The sequence below is a fragment of the Photorhabdus sp. RM323S genome (assembly GCF_042879375.1).
GTDB classification, from domain to species: Bacteria; Pseudomonadota; Gammaproteobacteria; order Enterobacterales; family Enterobacteriaceae; genus Photorhabdus; species Photorhabdus tasmaniensis.
The window spans coordinates 42976-67587 of the sequence record NZ_JBHFKZ010000015.1 but is presented as its reverse complement, the minus strand read 5'-3'; the positions used below and the strand labels follow the sequence as shown (position 1 = coordinate 67587).

Genomic DNA, 24612 nt, shown 5'->3' with positions numbered 1-24612 from the left:
TTTTTTAACAGGTCATACCAGGCATAAAAAAACGGCTTCCGTAAATGAAAGCCGTTTAGTTGATTACATCAGGCGATTTAAGAAATTATTTCTTTTTCTTTGCCTTAGCATTTGGCAAGTCAGTAATGCTGCCTTCAAAGATTTCAGCCGCCAGACCGACAGATTCATGCAGCGTTGGGTGTGCATGGATAGTCAACGCGATATCTTCTGCATCACAACCCATTTCAATTGCCAGACCGATTTCACCCAGCAGTTCACCACCGTTAGTACCTACAATGGCGCCACCGATAATACGGTTACTTTCTTTATCGAAAATCAGTTTGGTCATACCGTCAGCACAATCAGAAGCGATCGCGCGGCCAGAAGCTGCCCACGGGAAGGTGGCCGTTTCATAGCTGATGCCTTGCTCTTTCGCTTCTTTCTCAGTCAAACCAACCCATGCCACTTCTGGTTCAGTGTAAGCAATGGATGGAATAACTTTTGGATCGAAGTAGTGTTTCTTACCGGAGATAACTTCGGCAGCAACGTGACCTTCGTGAACACCTTTATGCGCCAGCATTGGTTGACCAACGATATCACCGATAGCAAAAATGTGCGGTACATTGGTACGCATTTGCTTATCAACATGGATAAAACCACGGTCATCAACTTTAACGCCCGCTTTACCCGCATCCATCATTTTACCGTTAGGTACACGACCAATAGCAACCAGAACTGCGTCATAACGCTGTGGTTCTGCTGGTGCGTTTTTACCTTCCATCGTGACGTAGATACCCTCTTCTTTGGCTTCGACTACGGTCACTTTCGTTTCCAGCATCAGGTTAAATTGCTTGCTGATGCGCTTGGTGAATACTTTCACTACATCTTTGTCAGCCGCAGGAATCACTTGATCCAACATTTCAACGACATCAATCTGAGAACCCAGAGCGTGGTAAACAGTTCCCATTTCCAGACCGATGATACCGCCGCCCATTACCAGCAGACGCTCAGGAACTGTTGTCAGCGCCAGTGCATCTGTAGAATCCCATACACGAGGGTCATCATGAGGGATGAATGGTAATTGGATAGGACGGGAACCTGCGGCAATAATGGCATTATCAAAATTAATCGTTGTTGCGCCACCTTCACCTTCAACAACCAGCGTATTAGCACCGGTAAATTTACCAACACCATTAACAACTTTAACTTTGCGGCCTTTAGCCATACCAGCCAGACCACCGGTCAGCTGATTGATAACTTTTTCTTTCCAGACACGGACTTTTTCGATGTCAGTTTTTGGCTCACCAAAAACGATACCGTGATTTGCCAGAGCTTTAGCTTCTTCAATAACTTTTGCTACGTGCAACAATGCCTTGGAAGGGATACAACCAACATTAAGACAAACACCGCCTAAGGTAGAGTAACGTTCCACCAGGACGGTTTCTAAACCTAAATCCGCGCAACGAAAAGCAGCAGAATATCCTGCTGGACCTGCCCCAAGCACCACAACCTGGGTTTTAATTTCAGTACTCATCATGACCTCTTAATTGTTTGTCCGGCGGGTCAGACGCCAAAAACGATATATTCCACCGGGACCTACATACCGCGAGCAGTTTACAGAATTGTTAATAACCTGAAAAGCGCGTTAACGTGACAGAACTCGCAACAAACCAACCAGATACGAGCTGTTTCCCTGCCACAGCAATAACAATCAGGCCGGCATATCGCCGGCCTTTAAGATTACATCACCAGACGGCGGATATCGCTCATCGCATGATTAATAAATGTGATGAAGCGCGCACCAGCAGCACCATCAATCACTCGATGATCGAAGGAGAGTGACATAGGCAACATCAAGCGTGGTACAAACTCTTTACCATTCCAGACCGGCTTCATGGATGAACGGGATACGCCCAAAATAGCCACTTCCGGTGCGTTAACGATTGGCGTAAATGCTGTGCCACCGATACCGCCTAGGCTTGAAATAGTAAAGCATCCACCCTGCATATCAGATGCAGTCAGTTTACCTGCGCGGGCTTTCTTAGACATCTCTGTCAGCTCGCGGGATAAGTCGATGATACCTTTCTTATTGACGTCACGGAACACCGGAACCACCAGACCATTAGGCGTGTCAACTGCCACACCAATGTTGATGTATTTTTTCAGCGTCAGTTTCTGACCATCTTCCGAGATAGAGCTGTTAAAACGTGGCATCTCTTCCAGCGCTTTTGCTACCGCTTTCATGATGAACACCAGTGGGGTGATCTTCACGCCAAGCTGTTTCTTCTCAGCTTCCTGATTCTGCTGTTTACGGAAGTTTTCAACTTCGGTGATATCCGTTTCGTCGAACTGTGTCACATGCGGGATCATCATCCAGTTACGGCTCAGGTTAGCACCCGAAATTTTCTGGATACGACCCAGTTCAACTTCTTCAATTTCACCAAATTTACTGAAATCCACTTTCGGCCAAGGCAGCATCCCCGGCAGACCGCCACCAGCTGATGCAGGTGCAGATTCAGCACGTTTAATCGCGTCTTTCACGTAAGACTGAACATCTTCACGCAGAATACGGTTTTTACGACCTGAACCTTTCACTTTAGCCAAGTTAACACCGAATTCACGTGCCAGACGACGGATCACCGGTGTTGCATGAACATAAGCACTATTTTCAGCGAAGTCATTTTTGTCTTCTTCTACAAAGCTGCTTCTGCTCTCCAGAACGGGAACAGCTTTCTCAGGTTCAGCGGCTGGAACCGGAGCAGAAGCCACAGGCGCAGCACCCACCACTTCAAATACCATCATCATAGAACCGGTTTTCACTTTATCACCGGCCTTGATTTTAATCTCTTTAATGGTACCTGCGCATGGTGCTGGCACTTCCATCGAAGCCTTATCACCTTCTACGGTGATCAGTGACTGTTCAGCGGTAACCGTATCGCCGACTTGAACCATCACTTCGGTCACTTCAACTTCATCACCACCGATATCGGGTACATGAATATTTCTAGCTGCGCAAGCCGCAGGTTCTGGCTCTGCCATGCGGGAAGATAATGGCATAGCGGCTGATTCTGCAACAGGTGCTGCTTCTACCGCACCTGCTGCAGAATCAAAAATCATAATCAGCTTGCCGGTTTCAACTTTATTGCCAACCGCAACGATGATTTCTTTAACAACACCCGCCTGAGGGGATGGAACTTCCATCGAAGCCTTATCACCTTCTACGGTAATCAACGATTGTTCAGCTTCCACTGTATCGCCAATTTTCACCATGATTTCGGTGACTTCAACTTCATCTGCACCGATATCCGGTACGTTGATTTTGATAGTCATTGATCTTTACCTCTTATGCCAAACGCGGGTTAACTTTTTCTGGATTAATGTTGTATTTCTTGATGGCTTCTTCCACAACATTCACATCAATTTCACCACGTTTAGCCAGCTCACCCAGAGCAGCAACGACCACGTAGGAAGCATCAACTTCAAAATGATGACGCAGGTTTTCACGGCTATCGGAACGACCGAAACCGTCAGTACCCAATACACGGAATTCGCTTGCAGGAATGAAGTTACGAATTTGTTCTGCGAACAGTTTCATGTAGTCAGTAGAAGCCACTGCCGGTGCTTCATTCATGATCTGAGCAACATAAGGTACGCGTGGCGTTTCTGTTGGGTGCAACATATTCCAGCGTTCACAATCCTGACCATCACGCGCCAGTTCAGTGAATGAAGTGACGCTGTACACGTCAGAACCCACACCATAATCGTTAGCCAGAATCTGCGCTGCTTCACGAACATGACGCAGGATAGAACCGGAACCTAACAACTGAACTTTACCTTTGCTACCTTCCAGGCTTTCCAGTTTGTAGATACCTTTACGGATACCTTCTTCTGCACCCTGCGGCATCGCTGGCATGTGGTAGTTTTCGTTCAGCGTGGTGATGTAGTAGTAAATGTTCTCTTGTTTCTCACCATACATACGCTCCAAACCATCATGCATAATCACAGCAACTTCATAAGCAAATGCCGGATCGTAAGAGATGCAGTTAGGGATCGTCAGAGACTGAATGTGGCTGTGGCCATCTTCATGTTGCAAACCTTCACCGTTCAAGGTTGTACGACCTGAAGTACCGCCAATCAGGAAGCCGCGCGCCTGTTGGTCACCCGCCGCCCAGCACAAGTCACCGATACGCTGGAATCCGAACATAGAGTAGTAGATGTAGAACGGGATCATCGGCAAGTTATTGGTGCTGTAAGACGTTGCCGCCGCCAGCCATGATGAACCTGCACCCAGCTCATTAATCCCTTCTTGCAGGATCTGGCCTTTCGCGTCTTCTTTATAGTAAGCAACCTGCTCACGGTCCTGCGGAGTATACTGCTGACCATTAGCGCTGTAGATGCCAATCTGACGGAACAGACCTTCCATACCGAAAGTACGCGCTTCATCAGCAATGATTGGAACCAGACGATCTTTGATTGACTTGTTCTTCAACATCACATTCAGGGCACGAACAAAAGCGATCGTGGTAGAAATCTCTTTATTTTGTTCTTCCAACAGTGCACCGAAATCTTCCAGCGTTGGCAGTTCCAGCTTTTCTTCAAAATGAGTACGACGGCTTGGCAAATAACCACCCAGCGCTGCACGACGCTCATGCAGGTATTTGTACTCTTCAGAATCTTTATCGAAAGTCACATAGGGCAGGTTTTCAATTTGCTCATCAGCAACAGGAACATTGAAGCGATCACGGAAATGGCGAACACCTTCCATATTCATCTTCTTAACCTGATGGGCAATGTTTTTACCTTCGGCAGTATCACCCATACCGTAGCCTTTGATAGTTTGGGCCAAGATAACGGTTGGTTGACCGGTAGTTTCCTGCGCTTTTTTCAGTGCAGCAAAAACTTTCTTGGGATCGTGACCACCACGGTTCAGCGCCCAAATCTGGTCATCAGTCATGTCTTTGACTAATTCTGTCGTTTCTGGGTAACGACCGAAGAAATGCTTACGGACATAAGCACCATCTTTGGATTTGAACGTCTGGTAATCGCCGTCCAGAGTTTCGTTCATCAGTTGGATCAATTTGCCGCTGGTATCTTTACGCAGCAATTCATCCCAACGCTCACCCCAAAGTACTTTAAGAACCTGCCAACCCGCACCGCTGAAGATACCTTCCAGCTCGTTAACGATTTTACCATTACCGGTAACTGGGCCATCCAGACGTTGTAGGTTACAGTTAATAACAAAAACCAGATTATCCAGTTTCTCACGGGTTGCGATCGTGATCGCGCCTTTGGATTCTGGCTCATCCATTTCACCGTCACCCAAGAATGCGTAAACGGTTTGCTTGGAGGTGTCTTTCAAACCACGGTGTTCCAGATATTTCAGGAATTTAGCCTGGTAAATAGCACCAATTGGCCCCAATCCCATTGAAACCGTCGGGAATTGCCAGAATTCAGGCATCAGTTTTGGATGCGGATAAGAAGACAGACCGTTACCATGAATTTCCTGACGGAAATTATTCATCTGCTCTTCAGTCAGACGGCCCTCAAGGAAAGCACGCGCGTAGACGCCTGGAGAGATGTGACCTTGGAAATAAACCAAATCACCGCCGTCATTTTCATTACGGGCACGGAAGAAATGGTTGAAGCAAACTTCATACATAGTGGCTGAGGACTGGAATGAAGCCATATGGCCACCTAATTCCAGATCTTTTTTGGATGCCCGCAAAACAGCCATCACAGCATTCCAACGAATAGCAGAGCGAATACGGCGCTCCAGCTCCAGGTTGCCAGGGTAAGCAGGCTCATCCTCAACAGCAATGGTGTTGATATAATCGCGGTTAGCAGCCCCTGCCACAACACTCACGCCACCTTTACGTGCTTCATTCAGTACCTGATCAATCAGGAACTGGGCACGATCAACACCCTCTTCACGGATGACCGATTCGATCGCCTGTAACCAGTCGCGAGTTTCGATCGGATCCACGTCATTTCTCAAAATGTCTGACATGGTGTATTCCTTATCTGTTATCTGTTTCTAATGATTGTTTTGGAGCCTATCTTCCCGTCATACCCTTTGACGTTCAGCCGGTCATGACTGGAAGATAGGCCCTCACTGTTGTTGCCGCTAGCGCCCTCAGTAAAGGGACTCGACTAGCTATGCAGACGCAGCAAACTTCAGGATCTGCACAGCTAATTTTATTCCAGATGTTGTTGGAGATGCCGCAATGATCGCTCTCGGCGGGTATGCTCACGGCTGAGATCCAATAAAACATCTTCAATAAAGGCTAAATGGCGGTGGGAAGCCTCACGGGCTTTCTCTGGTTGCCTTGCCATAATAGCTTTAAAAATTTTCGCTCGATGATCGCTGACTGCTGTCAACATTTCCCGACGGGTATACAGAAACTCAAAATTCTGCCGGATATTTTGTTCCAGCATAGGTGCCATGCAACGCAATAAATGAAGGAGAACCACATTATGTGCCGCCTCGGTAACAACGAGCTGATATTGCAAAACAGCATCGGACTCAACATTGGCATCACCACTTTGTTGAGCTTGTTGAATAATCAGGTGATGTTCCCGAATACGTTCAAAATCTTCGTTTGTTCCACGCAATGCCGCGTAATAGGCTGCGATACCTTCCAAAGCATGGCGGGTTTCAAGGAGATCAAACTGAGATTCTGGATGACCAGTCAGCAGTTGTGCCAGTGGATCACTGAAACTTTGCCATAGGTTGTTCTGAACAAATGTTCCCCCACCCTGACGGCGAAAGAGAAAACCTTTGGATTCTAACCGTTGAATAGCTTCGCGCAGTGAAGGGCGTGACACATCAAACTGTTTCGCCAACTCACGTTCAGGCGGCAATTTCTCCCCTGGACGTAAAGATCCTTCAAGGATGAGATGTTCAAGACGCTGCTCAATAACATCTGATAATTTTGGTTGGCGGATTTTGCTATAAGCCATATTTACTGTAAGCCAGTTAATGGATAAACACTGCTTCGGTCCCTACCAGAGTCAATTGGTAATACCAATTTAAACTACAGAGCCATAAAAGTAACAAAGTATTCACCAGCTGTCCATAAAGACCTTGAGCTAAATCATAAAAACCTGCAAATTTTAACAATTTTTTTTAAAAATTAGCAAAAATTGATAACTAATAGGCTAATAAATCCTCTGTAATGATATTTTAACCTAACTTTTTGAAACGTATAAATAGATATCATGAATCGTTACAGCAAAGAAATAGTTGAATATTTATTTAAAAAGTATAGATACCAAATCATCACTTGTTGATTTTAAACACAACGACTATTCTATTAGATTATAAATGTAGCTCAAATCAGCAAAACAGAGTGGTTAAAACCTGTGATCAGAAAGGAATATTTGCAAAATATGTGAGGAACCATCAGCAATAGTCCTGGATAACTTCTGCTGATGGGAAAAGCGTATGATATTAAAACCAGTAACGTGTTTCTTCGTGCCACCCTTTTTTATGCATACAGGAAGAAATTACCCAACGCCTTGCAGATTCATTTTTATCCCAACGATTAACTTCAGTTTTTGGCACAATAATGTAATTCCCACAAGATTTGTCTTCCTTCTTGTCTTTATTTACACAAGGGAGATGTTGCTTCTCGAAAGAATGAACAACTTCGCTGGTCCAGTCTGGTGAAAAACGAGAATAACCCAGTTCCCTACATTCTGCGTAATCCCTGTCTCTTTCATACTGAGTTGCACCTGGTTTTTTCCAGGATGTACAACTGGTTAATAAAGTAAATAATATAATTAAAGGAATAATAGTGATTTTTTTTATAGAATTCATAAAAAAATGCCTCAAACAAAACTAAAGAAAATAATCAAGAAAATTAAATTAGAATTTAAAAGTTCCCCTAATACGGTAACTTTTATCTTCAAAAGGTGGCTTTCCCCCAGATTGTATAATTTGTCTGTCTTGGATTGATGTGTTTTTATCAAAATCAGGCACAGGATGCGGAGTATTTACTTTGACTTCAGTACCCGAAATGATATCTTTAACATTACATTCAAAATAATCACAGGTTGAAATATAGCTATCACTAAGCTGTGGTGTGGAACATCCCGTAATTACAAATATTGATAATAAAGCAATGAGAAATTTATTCATTCTTAACATCCTTAATTTTTTGTATATTTTATAAAAGCTTAACTTAAATAAAAAACCATATAAAAAGAGTGATTATCTCTTACGATCGAGTAAGTAATATCTACATATGCATTTTATCTTTCTGGCATTCCAAGGAATATCAGAACAATATCCCCCCAGAGAAGAATATATATTTTTATCACTGGGAGAAACCTGATTTATTGGCGGCCCATTAACACCAACGAATAACAGGCTAGATAAAAAGCATGAAATAAATAGTATTTTCATGCATTTATAACTGGTTAATAAATATAAAGTTCCACCTTAGAAGATACCAAAAGACATACAGTAACTTTAGTGAGTTGTATTAACAGTTATCCTCTCCATCTTCCACATATTCCAATATATCTCCGGGTTGACACTGTAAATATTTGCATATTTTTTCCAGCGTCTCTATACGGATACCTTTTATTTTTCCATTTTTCAGCAATGATAGATTTTGCTCAGTAATACCAATAACGGTAGCCAACTCTTTAGACTTTACTTTCCTTTTCGCTAAGATTACATCCAATCTTATTATAATACTCATGATGATTCTCAGATAAAATAATGCTGCTCATCGCTTATCTTCTTGGACTCACGCATAATTAAGCTAAATATCAGAAGAAATACACCAAACATAATAATAAACAGAGATTCTGAATTAACACCAAACGAGAAACTAAATACCCGTTGCCCCTTTATTAAGTCCACAGATAAAGCCATCCCTTGTAATGTATTAATCACAGGGTAAAGAAGTTGCTCTAGGATCATCAGGAAGCCAATAATAAATGAAGCAAAAATATTACGGTCACTCCATATTTCACCTTTAGCAAACCGGAAAAATAGTATACCAATTAATACATAAGAAGCGGTTGATATGATCCGAGGTATCGTATCCAACGAGATATAAAGTACTTGGCTTAATAAAGATTGCTTAAATCCTTTTGCAACCAATGCCGGCATAAGATCGCTATACGCCTGAAAAACAGCCTGACGGGTGGTATCATGCCATAATGACCAAGAAGCAATATGGAACCCCATATCACCAATTGTCATAACGGCAGCAATAATAATAGCCAAAAAGCTAAGTAGCCTGATTTTGGGATTAGTTACAAACTCCTGTTTACCACACATTTTGTGTCATTCCATATACATGTTTAACTAAACTTTCGTTAAAGTACTGCAAAAATTATCGTATTACAATAATTTTTTATTATTAAATAGGCAGAACGTTGCCTGGAATGATGTGTAAATCACCGTGATTATAGTTGCCAGATGTAATTAATTTATTGATAGAAAAGAAAAAAGGAGCCATTTACATAGCTCCCTTTATAGATAATTAAGCTATTGAGACTACAAACAAATCAAACCAATGCCCCATAAATTGTCAGAAAAGCAACGACAACCATGAGAGAGAACGTCACCTTTTTCGCCAGTGTCACCGCTGCAACAGGCGTTTGAATTGCATCAAGATGGGGTTCGCGACTTAATGAAAATTGAGCCAGCTGACAGAGCACTTTATATTGTGAGGTTCTTAAATCACTCAGAGAAGCCACCCACGCCGGTAAAGCCCGTTCACCATGCCCTAATAAGGCATAAGCAATTCCAGCCAGACGAGTAGGGAGCCAGTCCAGCCAGTTCAACAGACTATCAACACCAGATTGCGCGCGCTGAAGTGGCGTACCATATTGTGCCAACCACCCTTGATAAGCTCTTAAGAAACTATATCCCATCAAAGCAACCGGCCCTAATTGACCCGCCACAATCAACCAAAAAATCGGTGCCAGGTAATAACGAAAATTTATCCACAGAAGCGCATTTTGCAGCTCTCGTAACTTATTTTCTTTGCTGGCATCAGAGGGTAAGCCATGAATGATGGCGAGACGAACGAGATGTTCTCTTAACTGCGCCCTGTCACCCTGATGAACAATACGAAAATATTCACGATAATCATGTCGTAAGCGCCCCGCGCCTATGCACAGCAAACAAATCAACACCCATAAAATCAGCTCAAAGATCCCAAATATAAGATCATCAAGCATTTCAACCAGTAGCCATGTAAGTAGCATGACTATTAACGTCATCAATAGGCTTTTGCGTAGTGAAAAAGATTTCATATTGATAAAAAATGGCTCAAGGCGATGATCCAATTGCCAATGTTCACCCATTTTAAACACTCGTTCCCACGCCAACACTAACAACAGTATAAAGAGGGTCATTCTTTCCTACTCCTGCAACAATTGCTGATAATGTGTCCAATCGAAATAAGGCCCCGGTTCTGTTTTTCTCCCTAGAACAATATCATTGTGACCCGTGATATGCCCTTTTATATCCGGCTATTCCTGCATAAGTCACCTGCTGTATTCAATGTTCCAGTAGAGCTGATCAAGATAAAATCCACCAAACTTCACCCCGTATGCAACCGCATTTTTTACTCATTCAATCTGATGACAAAACCAAGATAGTAGTTGTTCACTGCACAACAGGGTAGCATGTTAAGACCATCAATATTGTTATCACTTCCGGAGCTTTTTAATGACAAAACAAAATTACAGTGTAGATCAGCGTCGTGCTGTTTTGATGGAACGCTTACAGAACGACATTCCTGCCAGTGTCACCCTCGCACTAAAAGAAGATCTGGGTGGCAACACCGATTTCACTGCTGATATTACCGGTCAGTTAATTCCGGTAGATAAACAAGCCACCGCAATAATTATTACCCGGGAAGAGGGTATTTTCTGTGGGCGACAATGGCTGAATGAAGTTTTCACTCAATTAGGTGACCAAACCTCCATTGAATGGTTGGTAAAAGACAGTGATGCAATTACAGCCAACCAAAAACTCTGTGTATTACGAGGCCCTGCATCTGTATTGTTGACCGGTGAACGCACCGCCCTTAACTTTATTCAGACTCTCTCTGGTGTTGCAACAGAAGTCAGTCATTATGTCCGCCTTCTTACTGGTTTAAAAACCCAGTTACTCGATACCCGTAAAACATTGCCAGGATTACGCACAGCCCTAAAGTATGCGGTACTTTGCGGCGGGGGCAATAATCACCGCCTTGGGTTATTTGATGCTTTCCTTATTAAAGAGAACCACATTATTGCCAATGGTTCTATTAAACAGGCAGTAGATAAAGCCCGTTATTCTCACCCTGATGTCCCTGTTGAAGTCGAGGTCGAAACCCTGGATGAATTGATCCTAGCACTGAAAGCCAATGTTGATATTATTATGTTAGATAATTTTACTATTCCAATGATGAAAGAAGCCGTCGCCATCACATCAGGTAAAGCCGCTTTAGAAGTATCAGGTAATATAACCTTGGATACCCTGCGCAGCTATGCCGAAACAGGCATTAACTTCATTTCCGTTGGAGCATTAACCAAACATATCAAAGCATTAGATCTATCTATGCGCTTTCAGTAAACATCAACAATAATATTGATGGTGGTGTAAATCCGCAATTCATCACTAACAGATTTGCGAGCACCACCGTAAATATTTCTGAAAATATTGCAATCCAAAAGTCTTTTTTCGAGCCAATTCCATAATCTCTCTATATCCTATTTTATTTTTTTCCTTTTCCTTCATTATTTATGGAGCAGTACAACAACACGGAGAAAAAACATGAGCCAACAACAAGGATTCACATTAATGGAAATTATGGTTGCTATTGCCATTATTTCCATTTTAAGTGCTATTGGTATTCCCAGTTATCAGGGATATATTCAGAAGGCCGCCTTAACCGATATGTTACAAGCTATTGTACCTTACAAATCAGGCATAGAACTTTGCAGTTTTGAAACTGAAGATTTTAAAGGTTGCAATTCAGGGGCAGTATCAATTCCCAATAACCATAATAGCAGATATATCGGAAGCATTTCAGTTAAAGATGGAGAAGTCACCATTAATGGTCAGCAAAGCCTGAAAAATATCCGGGTTATTTTGAGTCCGACACAAAATATACAAACAGGTACGATCAGATGGATGAATAAATGTGAGTCAGCAAGTGTGTCATTAAAGAACCGGTGTCAGGAAGTATTCAAGTTTTAATTCATCATTCTTATAAACATATATTTACGCAGGAAACAATAATGAACTCACCTTCGGAAACAGAAAATACATTGATGGAAAGAGAAATTCATGATATTTGTCAGCGTCATCAATCTATTGTGATAAAAAAAGATGATAATACGATAACAATTGCCAGCAGCGAATTACCTAATGATGATTTATTATCAGCATTACGCTTTATTTCCGGACGCATCGTTAATGTAGAGATTTGGCCACGGGCAAAAATTGAATCAGTATTGCATCAAAATATTTCACTCAATCACTTACCCGAGGAGGAGGCATCTTTATTACCCCTCACAACTGATATCAATGCAGATGGGAATGATGCACCCGTCATTCAATTGATTAATCAAACTTTATTAACTGCAATTCAACGGCGTGCATCTGATATTCATTTTGAACCATTCCAGCAAGGTTATCGTATTCGTATTCGGGTTGATGGTGCATTACATCTCTTGTCCTCTCCATCGCCTCAGATGAATGCAAGTATTGCCGCACGTCTTAAGATAATGGCGAAATTGAATATTGCTGAAAAACGACTGCCGCAGGATGGACAATTTGATTGGTATGACGCACGGCACAACTACGCTATCCGTATGGCTACCCTGCCAACAATACACGGAGAAAAAGTTGTGCTCAGGATCTTAAATACCATGCGGCAACTGTCACTGGATCAATTAGGTATTCCTGATCAATTATTAAAGCAGCTCCAACAAAAATTAGAATTACCACAAGGAATGATTTTAGTGACCGGCCCGACGGGCAGTGGAAAAACAGTGACTTTATATAGCTGTTTACAATATCTAAATCAGAATAAAAAGAATATTTGCAGTGTAGAGGACCCGGTTGAAATCCCACTTAATGGCATTAATCAGACACAGACGAACAGTAAAATTGAACTCAATTTTGCCAAAGTATTACGGGCATTATTACGACAAGATCCCGATGTCATTATGGTAGGAGAAATACGTGATAGCGAAACAGCCGAAATCTCAGTGAAAGCGGCACAAACAGGCCATTTAGTGCTTTCTACATTACATACTAATTCTACTGTAGATACATTATCCCGCCTACAGAATCTGGGTATTTCAGGTTATATGGCAGCGTCTTGTATCAAATTAATTATCGCTCAACGGCTTGTCAGAAAATTATGTCTTCATTGCCGCAATCAACAAACAGAAGAGACGATTGTTAGTATTGGAAATAATTCTTTATTTATCAAGCAATGGCTAGCCGTCGGTTGTGAACATTGCTTTTCTGGTTATTATGGCCGAACCGCTATTTATGAATTTTTAGAAATAACATATGAAATTCAACAAATATTATCAGAAAATAACCCTAAAAATGTAAAAAAAATTATTATGAATCAAAGAAAAGACACCTTACTTTCATCCGGTATTTCATTAGTAGAACAAGGGATTACTACACTGGAAGAAATTTATCAGGTCACAGGGCAGGAAGAGTAATGAAAGTTCATTATCTTTATAATTGGCAAGCAGTTAACAACAAAGGTGAAATATCAAAAGGTAAATCATTATGTGATAGCCGGAAAGTTTTATATCAGCAACTTATCCATGCCGGATTGCAACCTTATAATATAAAATGTGAGAAATGGATATTTTACCACCAACAACAAATTGGCTACCGTCTGAACTTTATTCGTCAATTGGCAACACTATTATCATCAGGAATGCCATTATTGAATTGCTTGAATATTCTTATTCGTGAATGTGGCAATCCATTATGGCATTGTGTATTGTCAGATATTAGTAAGAAAATTACCCGCGGAGAATCGTTCTCTGCCTCATTAAAAAATTATCCATTTCTCTTTCCACCTTTATTTTGCCAACTTATTGCTGTTGGAGAATTAACAGGGCAATTAGAAATCTGCTGTCAATTGTTGGTTAAACAACAGGAACAGCAAGACACGTTGCAGAAAAAAATAACAAAAGCACTACGCTATCCTCTGATTATTACTGTTGTTGCCATCATCATTATTTTATTAATGCTGATTTTTGTCTTACCTGAATTTGAACATATTTATCATTCATTTGACGCACAGCTTCCTCTGCTAACTCGCACTTTACTAATGGTTTCCAATTGGCTGATCCAATATGGTGTCTATAGCACTATTGGGTTAATAGCACTATTCCTATTTTATCTGCAATTACGCCAACGTTATACGATATGGATTATCCGTGAGAAAAATCTGATTTTACATTTACCCGTTATTGCAAAATTAATTAGCTGTCAGCAATTAGGGCAACTTTTTCATATTTTGTTTATGACACAAAAAGCCGGCCTGACACTCACCGCAGGGTTAGACAGTGCTATTGCATCAATAAATCACCCGGTCTTTTTAAAAGCGACTAAATTCTTACGAGTCCAAATTAATCAAGGGATACCAATGAGCGAAACACTGAAGCAACAATCTTGTTTTCCTGCATTGTGTCAACAGTTTGTCAGTGTTGGCGAAGAATCGGGTAATCTGGAACTGTTATTGGGAAATCTCGCTAACTGGTACCAACAACAAGCATTGGAAATTTCTGATAATATGACTCAGTTACTAGAACCAATACTTATAGTCATAATAGCCGCTATTGTCGGCATACTATTGCTCGCAATGTATTTACCTATTTTTCAGCTGGGTACGGTACTCACTTGAAGTAAAAACGATTCTCTGGTTTTGCCTCTAGGTCATCTGCCCCCTTTCGGTTACAATCCTGAAATACTATCAAGTAATATGAAGGGATAGGATGACTTATATTATTGCACTCACAGGTGGGATTGGCAGCGGTAAGACGACTATCGCCAACGCTTTTGCAGCTCTCAGTGTTCCTCTTGTTGATGCAGATATTATTGCCAGAGAAGTCGTTGCACCTGGAACGTCTGCTTTACAAGCCATCACAGAACACTTTGGTCATGACATATTGATACCAGATGGTAGCCTTAATCGAGCACTGTTACGCCAGAAAATATTCACAAATAAACAAGAAAAACAATGGATTAACCAGCTTCTTCATCCTCTGATACATCAAGAAACCAGACGGCAATTAGAACAGATAATTGCACCTTATGTTATTTGGGCTATCCCATTATTAGTCGAAAATAATTTGGGGCATCTGGCAGATCGGATCCTGGTCGTTGACACTCCACCTGAAATACAAATTAGCCGGGTAGCCATCCGTGATGGTATTAGCTATCAACAAGTCGAAAATATTTTGGCTGCACAAGCATCTCGTAGTGAAAGACTGGCTTATGCTGATGACGTTATCTCAAATCATGATAACGCACAGGCAATTGCTCCTCGTGTTGCCGAACTACATCAACAATATTTAAGATTAGCTGAATCAGTCAGACAGGATAATCATGATGAGTGACACAACTTCTACAATCATTTTTGAACACCCACTGAATGAAAAGATGCGATCATGGTTGCGGATTGAATCCTCCCTGCAACAACTCACCAGCCAGCGTCATTTAGACTCGCTGGCAAGCAGCCTCGCCTTCTTCCGCACGGTTGCTGAACTACTTGAAGTTCTTGAACGAGGGGAAGTACGTTCAGAATTGCTAAAAGAGTTAGAACGCCAACAGGCAAAATTAAAACAATGGGCTGAACTACCTGATGTTGATGTTAATATCGTCAATAGTTTCAGATTAAGATTGAAAGAGCGAGCTGCTGCATTAAGCAAAGCACCACGGCTAGGGCAATCCCTTAAAGAAGATAAAATTATCAGTATGGTGCGCCAGCGCCTCAGTATTCCAAGTGGCTGTTGTGGTTTTGATCTACCCACCTTGCATTTATGGCTTCACTTGCCACAGTCAGAAAGAGATAAAATGGTTTCCTTCTGGATTGATAGCTTGCTACCACTCCAACAAGCGCTGGAAAGTATTTTAGAACTCATTCGCCAATCTGCTATTTTCCGTTCTGAGGTCAGTAAAAACGGTTTTCATCAGGATACGGCAGAAGGTGCAGATTTACTGAGATTACGTTTACCATTAAAACCTTTACTGTTTCCTCAAATTTCCGGTCACAAGACCCGCTTTGCTATCCGCTTCTTACCATTGGATAGTGAACAAGGAGGTGTGCCCATTCATTTACCATTTGAACTAGCATGCTGCTAACATGACAAGCGAGTTATCAGGAGAGTGATTATGTCTGAATTATTGACGATTGAGTGCCCAACATGCGGTAAAAGTGTGGTTTGGGGAGAAGTAAGTCCATACCGTCCATTTTGTAGTAAACGCTGCCAGTTAATTGATTTAGGCAAGTGGGCAAATGAAGAGAAACGGATACCGAGCCAAAGTGAAAATTCCGATAGTGACGATTGGAGTGAACAACCGGAACAATAATAAGTAGCCGCGTTAATCATAATGCGGCTATTTGCAATTTAAGCAGTAAGTAATGCAACAATACTGCGATTAGCGGGTGGGAATTCGTCAGCAATTAAATCTTTCTGTAATACCCACCGGGAAAGTTGCCCTTCTTTGCCGAAAGGTTCATTCTCCCATCCATCCACCAAGAAGAAATACAGGGTAATCAACCTGTCAGGAAAATCATGTTCAACCGTTTTTACCAATTCATAATGAGTAGCAGTAATACCAACTTCTTCCTGTAACTCACGCACTAAAGCCTGTTCAGATGTTTCCTTTTTTTCGACTTTCCCGCCAGGAAATTCCCAAAAACCGCCCATATGAGTATCGGCATGACGCTGAGTAATAAAAATTTCATGTCGTGAGTTTCTAATAATCCCAGCGGCTATATACAGGTGTTTCTTTTCCATATTACTATCATCTTCATTTATTCGTTTCAGTTATTAAGCAACCAACAATCAAGGTTCATATTCAAAGTCACCCGCTTAAAGCCAACAGTAAAAAGGCGGTTTCCCGCCTTTTTATCATTACTGCAAGCGCCCGTGGCAATGTTTATACTTTTTACCCGACTCACAAGGACAAGGATCATTACGACCTACTTTACGGGTACCATTGGCAATCTGAGCTTCTGTTTTAGACATCAAAGCACCTTTTTCCACTTCATGGCTTAATTGTTGTTGTCTTGCCAAACGTTCAGCTTCCGCACGACGTTGCTGCTCTAGAGCCTCGACTTCTTCAGGTAATCTCACCTGAACTTTGCTCAATGTGCTAATCACTTCATATTTCAGTGACTCCAGCATGTTTGCAAACATGGCGAAAGATTCTCGTTTATATTCCTGTTTTGGATCTTTCTGAGCATAGCCACGCAGGTGGATACCTTGACGCAGGTAATCCATTGCTGCCAGATGCTCTTTCCACAACATATCCAAAGTCTGCAACATGATACCTTTCTCGAAGTTACGCATCATTTCAGGGCTGACAATCTCTTCTTTACGTTTATAGATTTCAACAGCCTGTTCAAAGATACGCTCACGCAAAGTTTCTTCGTGTAGCTCAGGCTCTTTATCCAGCCACTCTTTGATCGACAGTTCCAAATCAAAATCGGCCATTAAACGCTGCTGCAAACCTTCTACATCCCACATCTCTTCTAAAGATTGAGGCGGAATATAAGTATCAATAGTTGCTTTAAAGACATCTTCACGGATACTGTTGATAGTTTCACTAACATCACTGACATCCAGCAAATCGTTACGTTGGGCATAAATAGCACGGCGCTGATCGTTAGCAACATCATCGTATTCCAACAATTGCTTACGGATATCAAAGTTACGGCTTTCTACTTTACGTTGAGCATTGGCAATGGCTTTGGTCACCCACGGATGTTCAATCGCCTCGCCGGGTTTCATACCAAGTTTACGCATCATGCCGGTGACGCGATCAGATGCAAAAATACGCATCAGTGAATCTTCCATTGATAAATAGAAACGGGATGAGCCGGCATCCCCCTGACGACCAGAACGACCACGTAACTGATTATCAATACGACGGGATTCATGACGCTCGGTACCAATAATGTGTAAACCACCCGCCGCCAGAACGATATCATGACGCTCCTGCCATGCAGCTTTAATCTCTTCAATCTGAATTTCTGTTGGTTCCGGCAATTTAGCAATTTCTGCCTGCCAACTACCACCCAGCACAATGTCAGTACCGCGACCAGCCATGTTAGTCGCAATAGTTACTGCACTTGCCTGACCCGCTTGAGCAATGATATCTGCTTCCATTGCGTGGAATTTAGCGTTAAGCACGTTGTGCTCAATACCGGCTTTAGTCAGCTCACAGGAAACCAGTTCAGATTTCTCAATAGAAATCGTTCCCACCAATACTGGCTGCCCCTTACTGGTACATTCGCGGATATCTTCAATGATAGCTTCAATTTTTTCCGCTTCAGTCATATACACCAGATCCGGCAAATCACTGCGGATCATTGGGCGATTTGTCGGCACCACAATGGTGTCGAGCTTATAAATCGAGCTGAATTCAAATGCTTCTGTATCTGCCGTACCGGTCATGCCAGCCAGTTTTTCATACAGACGGAAATAGTTTTGGAAAGTGATTGAAGCTAGAGTTTGGTTTTCATTCTGAATTTCTACGCCTTCTTTCGCTTCAACAGCCTGATGCAACCCATCAGACCAACGACGCCCCTGCATAGTACGGCCAGTATGCTCATCGACAATAATAACTTCACCTTCTTTCACGATGTAGTCAACATCACGGGTAAACAGAACATGGGCACGCAGGGCAGCAGTAACATGGTGCATCAACATGATGTTAGTTGGGGAGTACAGAGATTCACCTTCTTCCATCAATTTCGCTTCCACCAACAATTGTTCAACCAGAACCAGACCGCGTTCCGTTAAGTTAACCTGACGGGATTTCTCATCAACAGAAAAGTGGCCTTCTCCCTGGAAAGTATCTGAATCTTCTTTTTCCTGGCGAATCAGTTTAGGGATCAGCTTATTGACCTTGATATAAAGTTCAGAACTGTCTTCAGCCGGGCCGGAAATAATCAATGGAGTACGCGCTTCGTCAATCAGAATGGAGTCAACTTCATCCACCAGCGCATAATGCAGTTTACGCTGAACACGTTCTTCCGGGCTAAATGCCATGTTGTCACGAAGATAATCAAAGCCATATTCGTTGTTAGTGCCGTAGGTAATATCCGCCGCATATGCTCCGCGTTTAGCGGGTGCGGGCATACCTGGCAGGTTGATACCCACACTCAACCCCAGAAATTCAAATAATGGACGGTTATTTTCAGCGTCACGCTGTGCCAGATAATCATTCACGGTGACTACGTGAACACCACGTCCAGTTAGTGCATTCAAATAAGCAGGCAAAGTCGCTGTGAGTGTTTTACCTTCACCGGTACGCATTTCAGCAATACAACGCTCATTCAGAACCATACCACCCAGTAACTGAACGTCAAAATGACGCATAGCAAACACACGCTTACTCGATTCACGTACTGTTGCAAATGCTTCAGGTAACAAATTCTCCAGCGATTCACCTTGTTCCAAACGAGCACGGAATTCGACTGTTTTACCCTTCAATTCTTCATCAGACAATTTTTCAAATTCGGGTTCCATGCGGTTGATGACATCAACAACTTTACGCATACGACGCAGTGTACGATCATTACGACTACCAAAAACCTTAGTTAATAATTTAATCAGCATAGTTAATTACATCTCAGATAAGGCCGTTATTTCGCAGCCAGCAAATAGTTATTTATTTCGAAATTTGTAAAAAAGAAGATTCAGAGGTAAGCAGCAGGGCCTGCACGAATACCTTGAGCTTTGGCAATCCAAAACACTGGGGTATGAGAAGATTGTGGTGCAACAGTCAGAAACTGTATATCTGAAACCGGCTCAGGTGGCTCAGGTTTCCTAATTAACAATGCATTCAGCGTTTCCAGCACAAGCTGCTGAATACTGGAAGAACTTAACCGGGTACTTTGTTTTGCTGTTTCATTGCTCATAGGCAGGGAAACAGAAAAAGCAAAAGAAAGCTGCCGGATAACATTGCGCACAGCATGTTGTTGCCAGTAATTAACCCCATTGGTAGGCTGACGTTGAACATTTTGCAATGAGAACAGGTTATCAAAAGCCGATAAAGCCTGATTTTGCCAATTCTGGCTGGATGACGTATTAGCTTGTGCAATATTCGCCGTAACACCCGCGAAAACGGTAGGAACGCCAATACTTGCTGCAACCACACCCAATAATAGATGTGACCAGAAATAACGTCTGCCAAATTGTCGCCAAAGATTTAGAATACCCATTAATCCTTCATTATATCGGAGCTATTTTTATTATGCGCGATAGCCGCCCACAATCATTAGATGTTCTTTTTGAAGACGCCGCTGCCGTTGAGAAAAACCCGCTACATGTTATCCAGCAACGTGCCGTCGCTTTGTTAAAACTTAACCGTGCCGTTACCAGCTTGCTTCCCGCACAGTTACATCCTTGGTGCCGGGTCGCCAATTATCGCAAACAAATTCTGGTACTGGAAGCAGGAAACGCCAGTTGGATGACTAGATTACGTTACGAGCTGCCAATGTTACTCTCTGCGTTAAGAAGCGAAATTCTACCATCATTGTCTTCCATCGACATCAGGATTAATCCATCACTAATGATTAAGCATAACAATAGTGCGCAGAGCTTCGCAAAAACAACGAGTGATAAGCATAAAACCTTACCGGTACGTCAATTAAGTCAGGAAAGCGCCAAGGAACTCATTATATTAGCGAATCGTAGTCCCAAGAAGCTGAAGGAAAGATTAGAACGATTAGCTGCACTGGCCGGAGAGAGTGCCAGCACAGCTAGGAAGAAATGTTAACGCTGAGTAAAAGATTATCAGCGAGAACTAAATCACTGATAGCATAACCCACTGAGATGCATCATTGAGTTATTCTCTGGCACACTAAAGCGTTATGCCATTACAGTCGATGGAGCACGAAAAGCCAGCGGCATTTCAGCTTCATCTTCGAAAGTGATGAGTTCCCATGCACTTTCTTGAGCCAGAACTGCTTGCAGCAGTTTATTGTTCAGCGCGTGACCCGATTTGAACGCAGTAAATGCACCAATGATGTTATAACCACACATGAACAGATCACCGATTGCATCCAGCATTTTATGACGGACAAATTCGTCTTCAAAACGCAAGCCATCTTCATTAAGTACGCGATAGTCATCAACAACAATCGCACAATCAAAGCTGCCGCCTAAACATAAGCCTTTAGATTGTAAGTACTCAATATCACGCATAAAGCCGAAAGTACGCGCACGACTGATTTGGCGAACAAACGCTTCCGCTGAAAAATCCAGACAGTAACGTTGAGAACTTGAATCAATCGCAGGGTGATTAAAGTCAATAGTGAAATCCAGACTGAAACCATTATAAGGTGTCATCTCTGCCCACTTATCGCCCTCTTGCACACGTACAGCTTCTTTAATGCGCAGGAATTTTTTAGATGTGTTCAGCTCTTCAATACCCGCATCCAACAGCAGGAAGACAAACGGGCTGGCACTGCCATCCATAATAGGAATTTCTGGCGCGTCAACTTCGATAATAATATTATCAATACCCAGCCCTGCAAGCGCTGCATTCAGGTGCTCGACCGTTGAGATTCGCACGTCATGCTCATTTACCAGACAAGTACAGAGCATAGTATCACGCACGGATTTTGCATCTGCCGGAAAATCAACCGGTGGATTCAAGTCAGTGCGGCGATAGATGACCCCGGTATTAGCCGGTGCTGGGCGCATTGTCAGCGTGACTTTCTTACCGGTGTGCAAACCGACGCCAGTCGCCTGAACAATACGTTTAAGTGTCCTTTGTTTGATCATCATTTTATCTCGCAATGTTATCCATCCTGCCAACCACTATACACTATGGCTGGCGGGGAAGTTTAGCACAAAAAGCGGAGAATCCAATTTTTTAGCTATTAATCGGCCTGTTTACGCAAAAATGCAGGAATATCCAAGTAATCGGGTTCTTTGCTAGTTTGTGCGCTTTGGTCATTCACCACTTTTGCAGCGGGTTTATTTTCTTCTGACAGCGAAGACATACCGCCAGATATTTGCTGATGACGGTGTTCCATGACGCTTGACTGAGATGCTTTATTGGTAACCAGCGTAATTTCAGGGCGCTTATCCATACCAATACCAGTGGCAACCACGGTCACACGCAACTCATCATTCATGTCTGGATCCAGAGAGGTGCCGATAACGACGGTTGCATTATCAGATGCAAATGCCCGAATAGTGTTACCCACAGTTTCGAACTCATCCAAACGCAGATCAAAGCCAGCCGTAATGTTAACCAGAACACCACGAGCACCTGACAAATCGATATCTTCCAGCAGTGGGCTGGAAATCGCCATTTCAGCCGCTTCTTCCGCACGGTCTTCACCCTGCGCAATACCCGAACCCATCATCGCGTAGCCCATTTCAGACATCACGGTACGCACGTCAGCAAAGTCAACATTCATCAAACCTGGACGTGTGATCAGTTCAGCGATACCCTGAACTGCTCCTTTCAAGACGTCATTCGCTGCCCCGAAAGCATCCAGTAGTGAAATGCCGCGGCCAAGCACTTTCAGCAGTTTGTCATTAGGAATGGTAATCAATGAATCCACATGTTTGGACAGTTCAGTGATCCCTTGTTCAGCAAACGCCATACGTTTCTTACCTTCAAAATTGAAAGGCTTGGTAACGACGGCAACAGTCAAAATCCCAAGTTCTTTTGCGATTTCAGCTACTACAGGTGCTGCACCAGTGCCAGTACCACCGCCCATACCCGCAGCGATAAATACCATATCCGCACCATCAAGAGCAGTGCGCAATGCATCACGATCCTCTTGCGCAGCAGTACGACCAACTTCCGGGTTTGCACCAGCCCCCAGACCTTTAGTAATACCATTACCAATCTGGATAGTCTGGCCGACAGCAGTTTTACGCAATGCCTGAGCATCCGTATTTACTGCAAAGAATTCAACACCTTCGATGCGCTCACGCACCATGTGCTCAACAGCGTTACCGCCGCCACCGCCGACGCCGATGACCTTAATCACCGCGTCATTGGTTAATTCTATTGGTTCAAACATAGTTTCTCTCCGCTTTGTGCCTTTATAGCGAGACCAAAAAACAGATGCAGTCTCTGTATAAAATTAAAACTCTTTTTTCAGCCAGCTACTGACTTTTTTAAACCAGCGACTCACTGAAGCATGTTTTTCAATATCCGCATCACCATTAAGGTGAGAGGCTTTTCCGTAATGCAACAACCCTACTGCTGTTGAATAATAGGGCTCCTGCGCATAGTCCGTCAGACCAGTAATATTAAGAGGTTGACCAATACGCACCTGAGCGTGGAATACACGCTGGGCACATTCAGCCAAACCATCAATCTGAGCACCACCACCGGTCAGGACAATACCCGCAGCCAGATGGTGTTTAACACCCTGCTGGCGTAACTGTTCCTGCAATCGCAGGATTTCATCATTCACTAAATTCAGTAATTCGATGTAACGTGGCTCAATGACCTCAGCCAGCGTCTGGCGCTGTAAGCTACGTGGTGGGCGTCCACCGACACTTGGTACCTCCACACTTTCATCTTTGCTGACCAACGAACCTAGCGCACAACCGTGGCGTACTTTTATCGTTTCTGCATCGCTTGGTGGAGTACCAAAGGCATAAGCAATATCGCTGGTGACGACGTTACCTGCATAAGGGATGACTTTGGTATGACGCAGCGCTCCGCCGGTATACACCGCAATATCCATCGTCCCGCCTCCAATATCTACCACACAGACGCCCAGTTCACGCTCGTCTTCAGTCAAAACAGCATAGCTGGCAGCCAGCCCGGAAAAAATAAGCTGGTCGACTTTCAAACCACAGCGCTCAACGGCTTTTGCAATATTTTTCGCCATATCATTATGGCAAGTAATCAAGTGAACTTTCGCCTGCATACGCACGCCGGAAAGCCCCACCGGATTTTTAATGCCTTCCTGATAATCAATAGCGTATTCTTGAGGAATAACATGCAGTATCCGGTATTCATCACGTACACGAACGGATTTGGCAGTGTGAACAACATTGTCTACATCTTCTTGGGTGACTTCCTCTTCAGAAATAGGAACCATCCCGATTTCATTCTGACAACTGATATGTTTTCCAGATAACGCTAGATAAACAGAAGAAATTTGACAATCTGCCATCAATTCAGCCTGATCGATAGCCCGCTGTACACATTTAACAACCGATTCCAGGTCGTTTACACCGCCTTTATCCATACCGCGGGATGGACAGCTTCCCACCCCGATAATATTAACCATACCATCGGGCAGAATTTCACCAACAAGGGCAGATACCTTTGCTGTGCCAATCTCAAGGCCAACTACTAATTTTCTGTCCGTCGATTTGATCATTGTTGTTCTGCCTGCCTCTATATTATTGCTAGTA

23 protein-coding genes are annotated in these 24612 nt (G+C 42.9%); 8 read left to right on the top strand and 15 right to left on the bottom strand.

Annotated elements, in window-relative coordinates:
* Nucleotides 1-85: 85 nt before the first annotated feature.
* From lpdA to ampE, 9 genes are all read right to left on the bottom strand, one after another.
* Nucleotides 86-1513: a dihydrolipoyl dehydrogenase gene (gene lpdA / locus ACGF7G_RS09190; protein WP_166295950.1), complete on the bottom strand. Its 1428-nt coding sequence runs from the start codon at nt 1511-1513 to the stop codon at nt 86-88.
* Nucleotides 1514-1719: 206 nt separating this feature from the next.
* Nucleotides 1720-3309 (bottom strand): pyruvate dehydrogenase complex dihydrolipoyllysine-residue acetyltransferase, encoded by a 1590-nt coding sequence (gene aceF / locus ACGF7G_RS09185; protein WP_387464904.1) that lies wholly within the window; start codon nt 3307-3309, stop codon nt 1720-1722.
* Between the two features lie 13 nt (nt 3310-3322).
* Nucleotides 3323-5986 (bottom strand): pyruvate dehydrogenase (acetyl-transferring), homodimeric type, encoded by a 2664-nt coding sequence (gene aceE / locus ACGF7G_RS09180; RefSeq protein ID WP_387464902.1) that lies wholly within the window; start codon nt 5984-5986, stop codon nt 3323-3325.
* Nucleotides 5987-6174: 188 nt separating this feature from the next.
* Complete coding sequence (pdhR, locus tag ACGF7G_RS09175; protein WP_387464900.1) at nt 6175-6939, bottom strand: pyruvate dehydrogenase complex transcriptional repressor PdhR; 765 nt, start codon at nt 6937-6939, stop codon at nt 6175-6177.
* A 490-nt stretch (nt 6940-7429) separates the two neighbouring features.
* Nucleotides 7430-7798: a hypothetical protein gene (locus ACGF7G_RS09170; RefSeq protein WP_387464898.1), complete on the bottom strand. Its 369-nt coding sequence runs from the start codon at nt 7796-7798 to the stop codon at nt 7430-7432.
* Nucleotides 7799-7846: 48 nt separating this feature from the next.
* Nucleotides 7847-8119, bottom strand: coding sequence for a hypothetical protein (locus ACGF7G_RS09165; protein WP_207627327.1), 273 nt, complete (start codon nt 8117-8119; stop codon nt 7847-7849).
* A 346-nt stretch (nt 8120-8465) separates the two neighbouring features.
* Nucleotides 8466-8687, bottom strand: a complete 222-nt coding sequence (locus ACGF7G_RS09160) for a helix-turn-helix transcriptional regulator (RefSeq protein WP_133814809.1) — start codon at nt 8685-8687, stop codon at nt 8466-8468.
* 8 nt (nt 8688-8695) lie between these two features.
* Nucleotides 8696-9220 (bottom strand): hypothetical protein, encoded by a 525-nt coding sequence (locus tag ACGF7G_RS09155; protein ID WP_387464897.1) that lies wholly within the window; start codon nt 9218-9220, stop codon nt 8696-8698.
* Nucleotides 9221-9504: 284 nt separating this feature from the next.
* Entirely contained in the window at nt 9505-10359 is an 855-nt protein-coding gene (gene ampE, locus ACGF7G_RS09150) for a beta-lactamase regulator AmpE (RefSeq protein WP_387464895.1), read from the bottom strand.
* 316 nt (nt 10360-10675) lie between these two features.
* On the opposite strand from ampE, the gene nadC reads away from it, so the two are divergent.
* The 7 genes from nadC (at nt 10676) to yacG (ending at nt 16567) form a co-directional block, all read left to right on the top strand.
* Nucleotides 10676-11566 (top strand): carboxylating nicotinate-nucleotide diphosphorylase, encoded by an 891-nt coding sequence (gene nadC, locus ACGF7G_RS09145; RefSeq protein WP_387464894.1) that lies wholly within the window; start codon nt 10676-10678, stop codon nt 11564-11566.
* Nucleotides 11567-11767: 201 nt separating this feature from the next.
* On the top strand, nt 11768-12193 hold the full coding sequence (ppdD, locus tag ACGF7G_RS09140) for a prepilin peptidase-dependent pilin (protein ID WP_133814813.1): 426 nt from the start codon (nt 11768-11770) through the stop codon (nt 12191-12193).
* A gap of 41 nt (nt 12194-12234) precedes the next feature.
* A complete protein-coding gene (gene gspE / locus ACGF7G_RS09135) occupies nt 12235-13680 on the top strand; it encodes a type II secretion system protein GspE (protein ID WP_387464892.1) in 1446 nt (481 codons plus the stop codon).
* Nucleotides 13680-14879 (top strand): protein transport protein HofC, encoded by a 1200-nt coding sequence (gene hofC / locus ACGF7G_RS09130; RefSeq protein ID WP_387464891.1) that lies wholly within the window; start codon nt 13680-13682, stop codon nt 14877-14879. Before gspE ends, hofC begins: the two co-directional genes overlap by 1 nt.
* Before the next feature lie 91 nt (nt 14880-14970).
* Entirely contained in the window at nt 14971-15594 is a 624-nt protein-coding gene (coaE, locus tag ACGF7G_RS09125) for a dephospho-CoA kinase (protein ID WP_387464889.1), read from the top strand.
* Nucleotides 15587-16339, top strand: coding sequence for a cell division protein ZapD (gene zapD, locus ACGF7G_RS09120; protein ID WP_387464888.1), 753 nt, complete (start codon nt 15587-15589; stop codon nt 16337-16339). Before coaE ends, zapD begins: the two co-directional genes overlap by 8 nt.
* A 30-nt stretch (nt 16340-16369) precedes the next feature.
* Nucleotides 16370-16567, top strand: a complete 198-nt coding sequence (gene yacG, locus ACGF7G_RS09115) for a DNA gyrase inhibitor YacG (RefSeq protein WP_133814816.1) — start codon at nt 16370-16372, stop codon at nt 16565-16567.
* A gap of 38 nt (nt 16568-16605) precedes the next feature.
* Here the strand turns inward: yacG and mutT are convergent, their stop codons facing one another.
* The 3 genes from mutT to secM form a co-directional block, all read right to left on the bottom strand.
* The gene (gene mutT, locus ACGF7G_RS09110) at nt 16606-16998 is read right to left on the bottom strand and encodes an 8-oxo-dGTP diphosphatase MutT (RefSeq protein WP_036842761.1); all 393 of its coding nucleotides are present in this window, start codon (nt 16996-16998) and stop codon (nt 16606-16608) included.
* A 117-nt stretch (nt 16999-17115) separates the two neighbouring features.
* Entirely contained in the window at nt 17116-19827 is a 2712-nt protein-coding gene (gene secA, locus ACGF7G_RS09105) for a preprotein translocase subunit SecA (RefSeq protein WP_387464886.1), read from the bottom strand.
* 80 nt (nt 19828-19907) lie between these two features.
* The gene (gene secM / locus ACGF7G_RS09100; RefSeq protein ID WP_387464885.1) at nt 19908-20432 is read right to left on the bottom strand and encodes a secA translation cis-regulator SecM; all 525 of its coding nucleotides are present in this window, start codon (nt 20430-20432) and stop codon (nt 19908-19910) included.
* 32 nt (nt 20433-20464) lie between these two features.
* On the opposite strand from secM, the gene ACGF7G_RS09095 reads away from it, so the two are divergent.
* The gene (locus tag ACGF7G_RS09095) at nt 20465-20989 is read left to right on the top strand and encodes a DUF721 domain-containing protein (protein ID WP_387464883.1); all 525 of its coding nucleotides are present in this window, start codon (nt 20465-20467) and stop codon (nt 20987-20989) included.
* A gap of 92 nt (nt 20990-21081) precedes the next feature.
* On the opposite strand, the gene lpxC is transcribed toward ACGF7G_RS09095, so the two are convergent.
* From lpxC to ftsA, 3 genes are all read right to left on the bottom strand, one after another.
* The gene (gene lpxC, locus ACGF7G_RS09090) at nt 21082-21999 is read right to left on the bottom strand and encodes a UDP-3-O-acyl-N-acetylglucosamine deacetylase (protein ID WP_036839045.1); all 918 of its coding nucleotides are present in this window, start codon (nt 21997-21999) and stop codon (nt 21082-21084) included.
* A 98-nt stretch (nt 22000-22097) separates the two neighbouring features.
* Nucleotides 22098-23258 (bottom strand): cell division protein FtsZ, encoded by a 1161-nt coding sequence (ftsZ, locus tag ACGF7G_RS09085; RefSeq protein ID WP_036842753.1) that lies wholly within the window; start codon nt 23256-23258, stop codon nt 22098-22100.
* 63 nt (nt 23259-23321) lie between these two features.
* The gene (gene ftsA / locus ACGF7G_RS09080; RefSeq protein ID WP_012777290.1) at nt 23322-24578 is read right to left on the bottom strand and encodes a cell division protein FtsA; all 1257 of its coding nucleotides are present in this window, start codon (nt 24576-24578) and stop codon (nt 23322-23324) included.
* Between the last annotated feature and the right edge of the window lie 34 nt (nt 24579-24612).

Coding starts and splice junctions, on each gene's coding strand:
- lpdA (WP_166295950.1), bottom strand. CDS start 1,513: ATGAGTACTGAAATTAAAACCCAGGTTGTGGTGCTTGGGGCAGGTCCA.
- aceF (WP_387464904.1), bottom strand. CDS start 3,309: ATGACTATCAAAATCAACGTACCGGATATCGGTGCAGATGAAGTTGAA.
- aceE (WP_387464902.1), bottom strand. CDS start 5,986: ATGTCAGACATTTTGAGAAATGACGTGGATCCGATCGAAACTCGCGAC.
- pdhR (WP_387464900.1), bottom strand. CDS start 6,939: ATGGCTTATAGCAAAATCCGCCAACCAAAATTATCAGATGTTATTGAG.
- ACGF7G_RS09170 (WP_387464898.1), bottom strand. CDS start 7,798: ATGAATTCTATAAAAAAAATCACTATTATTCCTTTAATTATATTATTT.
- ACGF7G_RS09165 (WP_207627327.1), bottom strand. CDS start 8,119: ATGAATAAATTTCTCATTGCTTTATTATCAATATTTGTAATTACGGGA.
- ACGF7G_RS09160 (WP_133814809.1), bottom strand. CDS start 8,687: ATGAGTATTATAATAAGATTGGATGTAATCTTAGCGAAAAGGAAAGTA.
- ampE (WP_387464895.1), bottom strand. CDS start 10,359: ATGACCCTCTTTATACTGTTGTTAGTGTTGGCGTGGGAACGAGTGTTT.
- nadC (WP_387464894.1), top strand. CDS start 10,676: ATGACAAAACAAAATTACAGTGTAGATCAGCGTCGTGCTGTTTTGATG.
- ppdD (WP_133814813.1), top strand. CDS start 11,768: ATGAGCCAACAACAAGGATTCACATTAATGGAAATTATGGTTGCTATT.
- gspE (WP_387464892.1), top strand. CDS start 12,235: ATGAACTCACCTTCGGAAACAGAAAATACATTGATGGAAAGAGAAATT.
- hofC (WP_387464891.1), top strand. CDS start 13,680: ATGAAAGTTCATTATCTTTATAATTGGCAAGCAGTTAACAACAAAGGT.
- coaE (WP_387464889.1), top strand. CDS start 14,971: ATGACTTATATTATTGCACTCACAGGTGGGATTGGCAGCGGTAAGACG.
- zapD (WP_387464888.1), top strand. CDS start 15,587: ATGAGTGACACAACTTCTACAATCATTTTTGAACACCCACTGAATGAA.
- yacG (WP_133814816.1), top strand. CDS start 16,370: ATGTCTGAATTATTGACGATTGAGTGCCCAACATGCGGTAAAAGTGTG.
- mutT (WP_036842761.1), bottom strand. CDS start 16,998: ATGGAAAAGAAACACCTGTATATAGCCGCTGGGATTATTAGAAACTCA.
- secA (WP_387464886.1), bottom strand. CDS start 19,827: ATGCTGATTAAATTATTAACTAAGGTTTTTGGTAGTCGTAATGATCGT.
- secM (WP_387464885.1), bottom strand. CDS start 20,432: ATGGGTATTCTAAATCTTTGGCGACAATTTGGCAGACGTTATTTCTGG.
- ACGF7G_RS09095 (WP_387464883.1), top strand. CDS start 20,465: ATGCGCGATAGCCGCCCACAATCATTAGATGTTCTTTTTGAAGACGCC.
- lpxC (WP_036839045.1), bottom strand. CDS start 21,999: ATGATCAAACAAAGGACACTTAAACGTATTGTTCAGGCGACTGGCGTC.
- ftsZ (WP_036842753.1), bottom strand. CDS start 23,258: ATGTTTGAACCAATAGAATTAACCAATGACGCGGTGATTAAGGTCATC.
- ftsA (WP_012777290.1), bottom strand. CDS start 24,578: ATGATCAAATCGACGGACAGAAAATTAGTAGTTGGCCTTGAGATTGGC.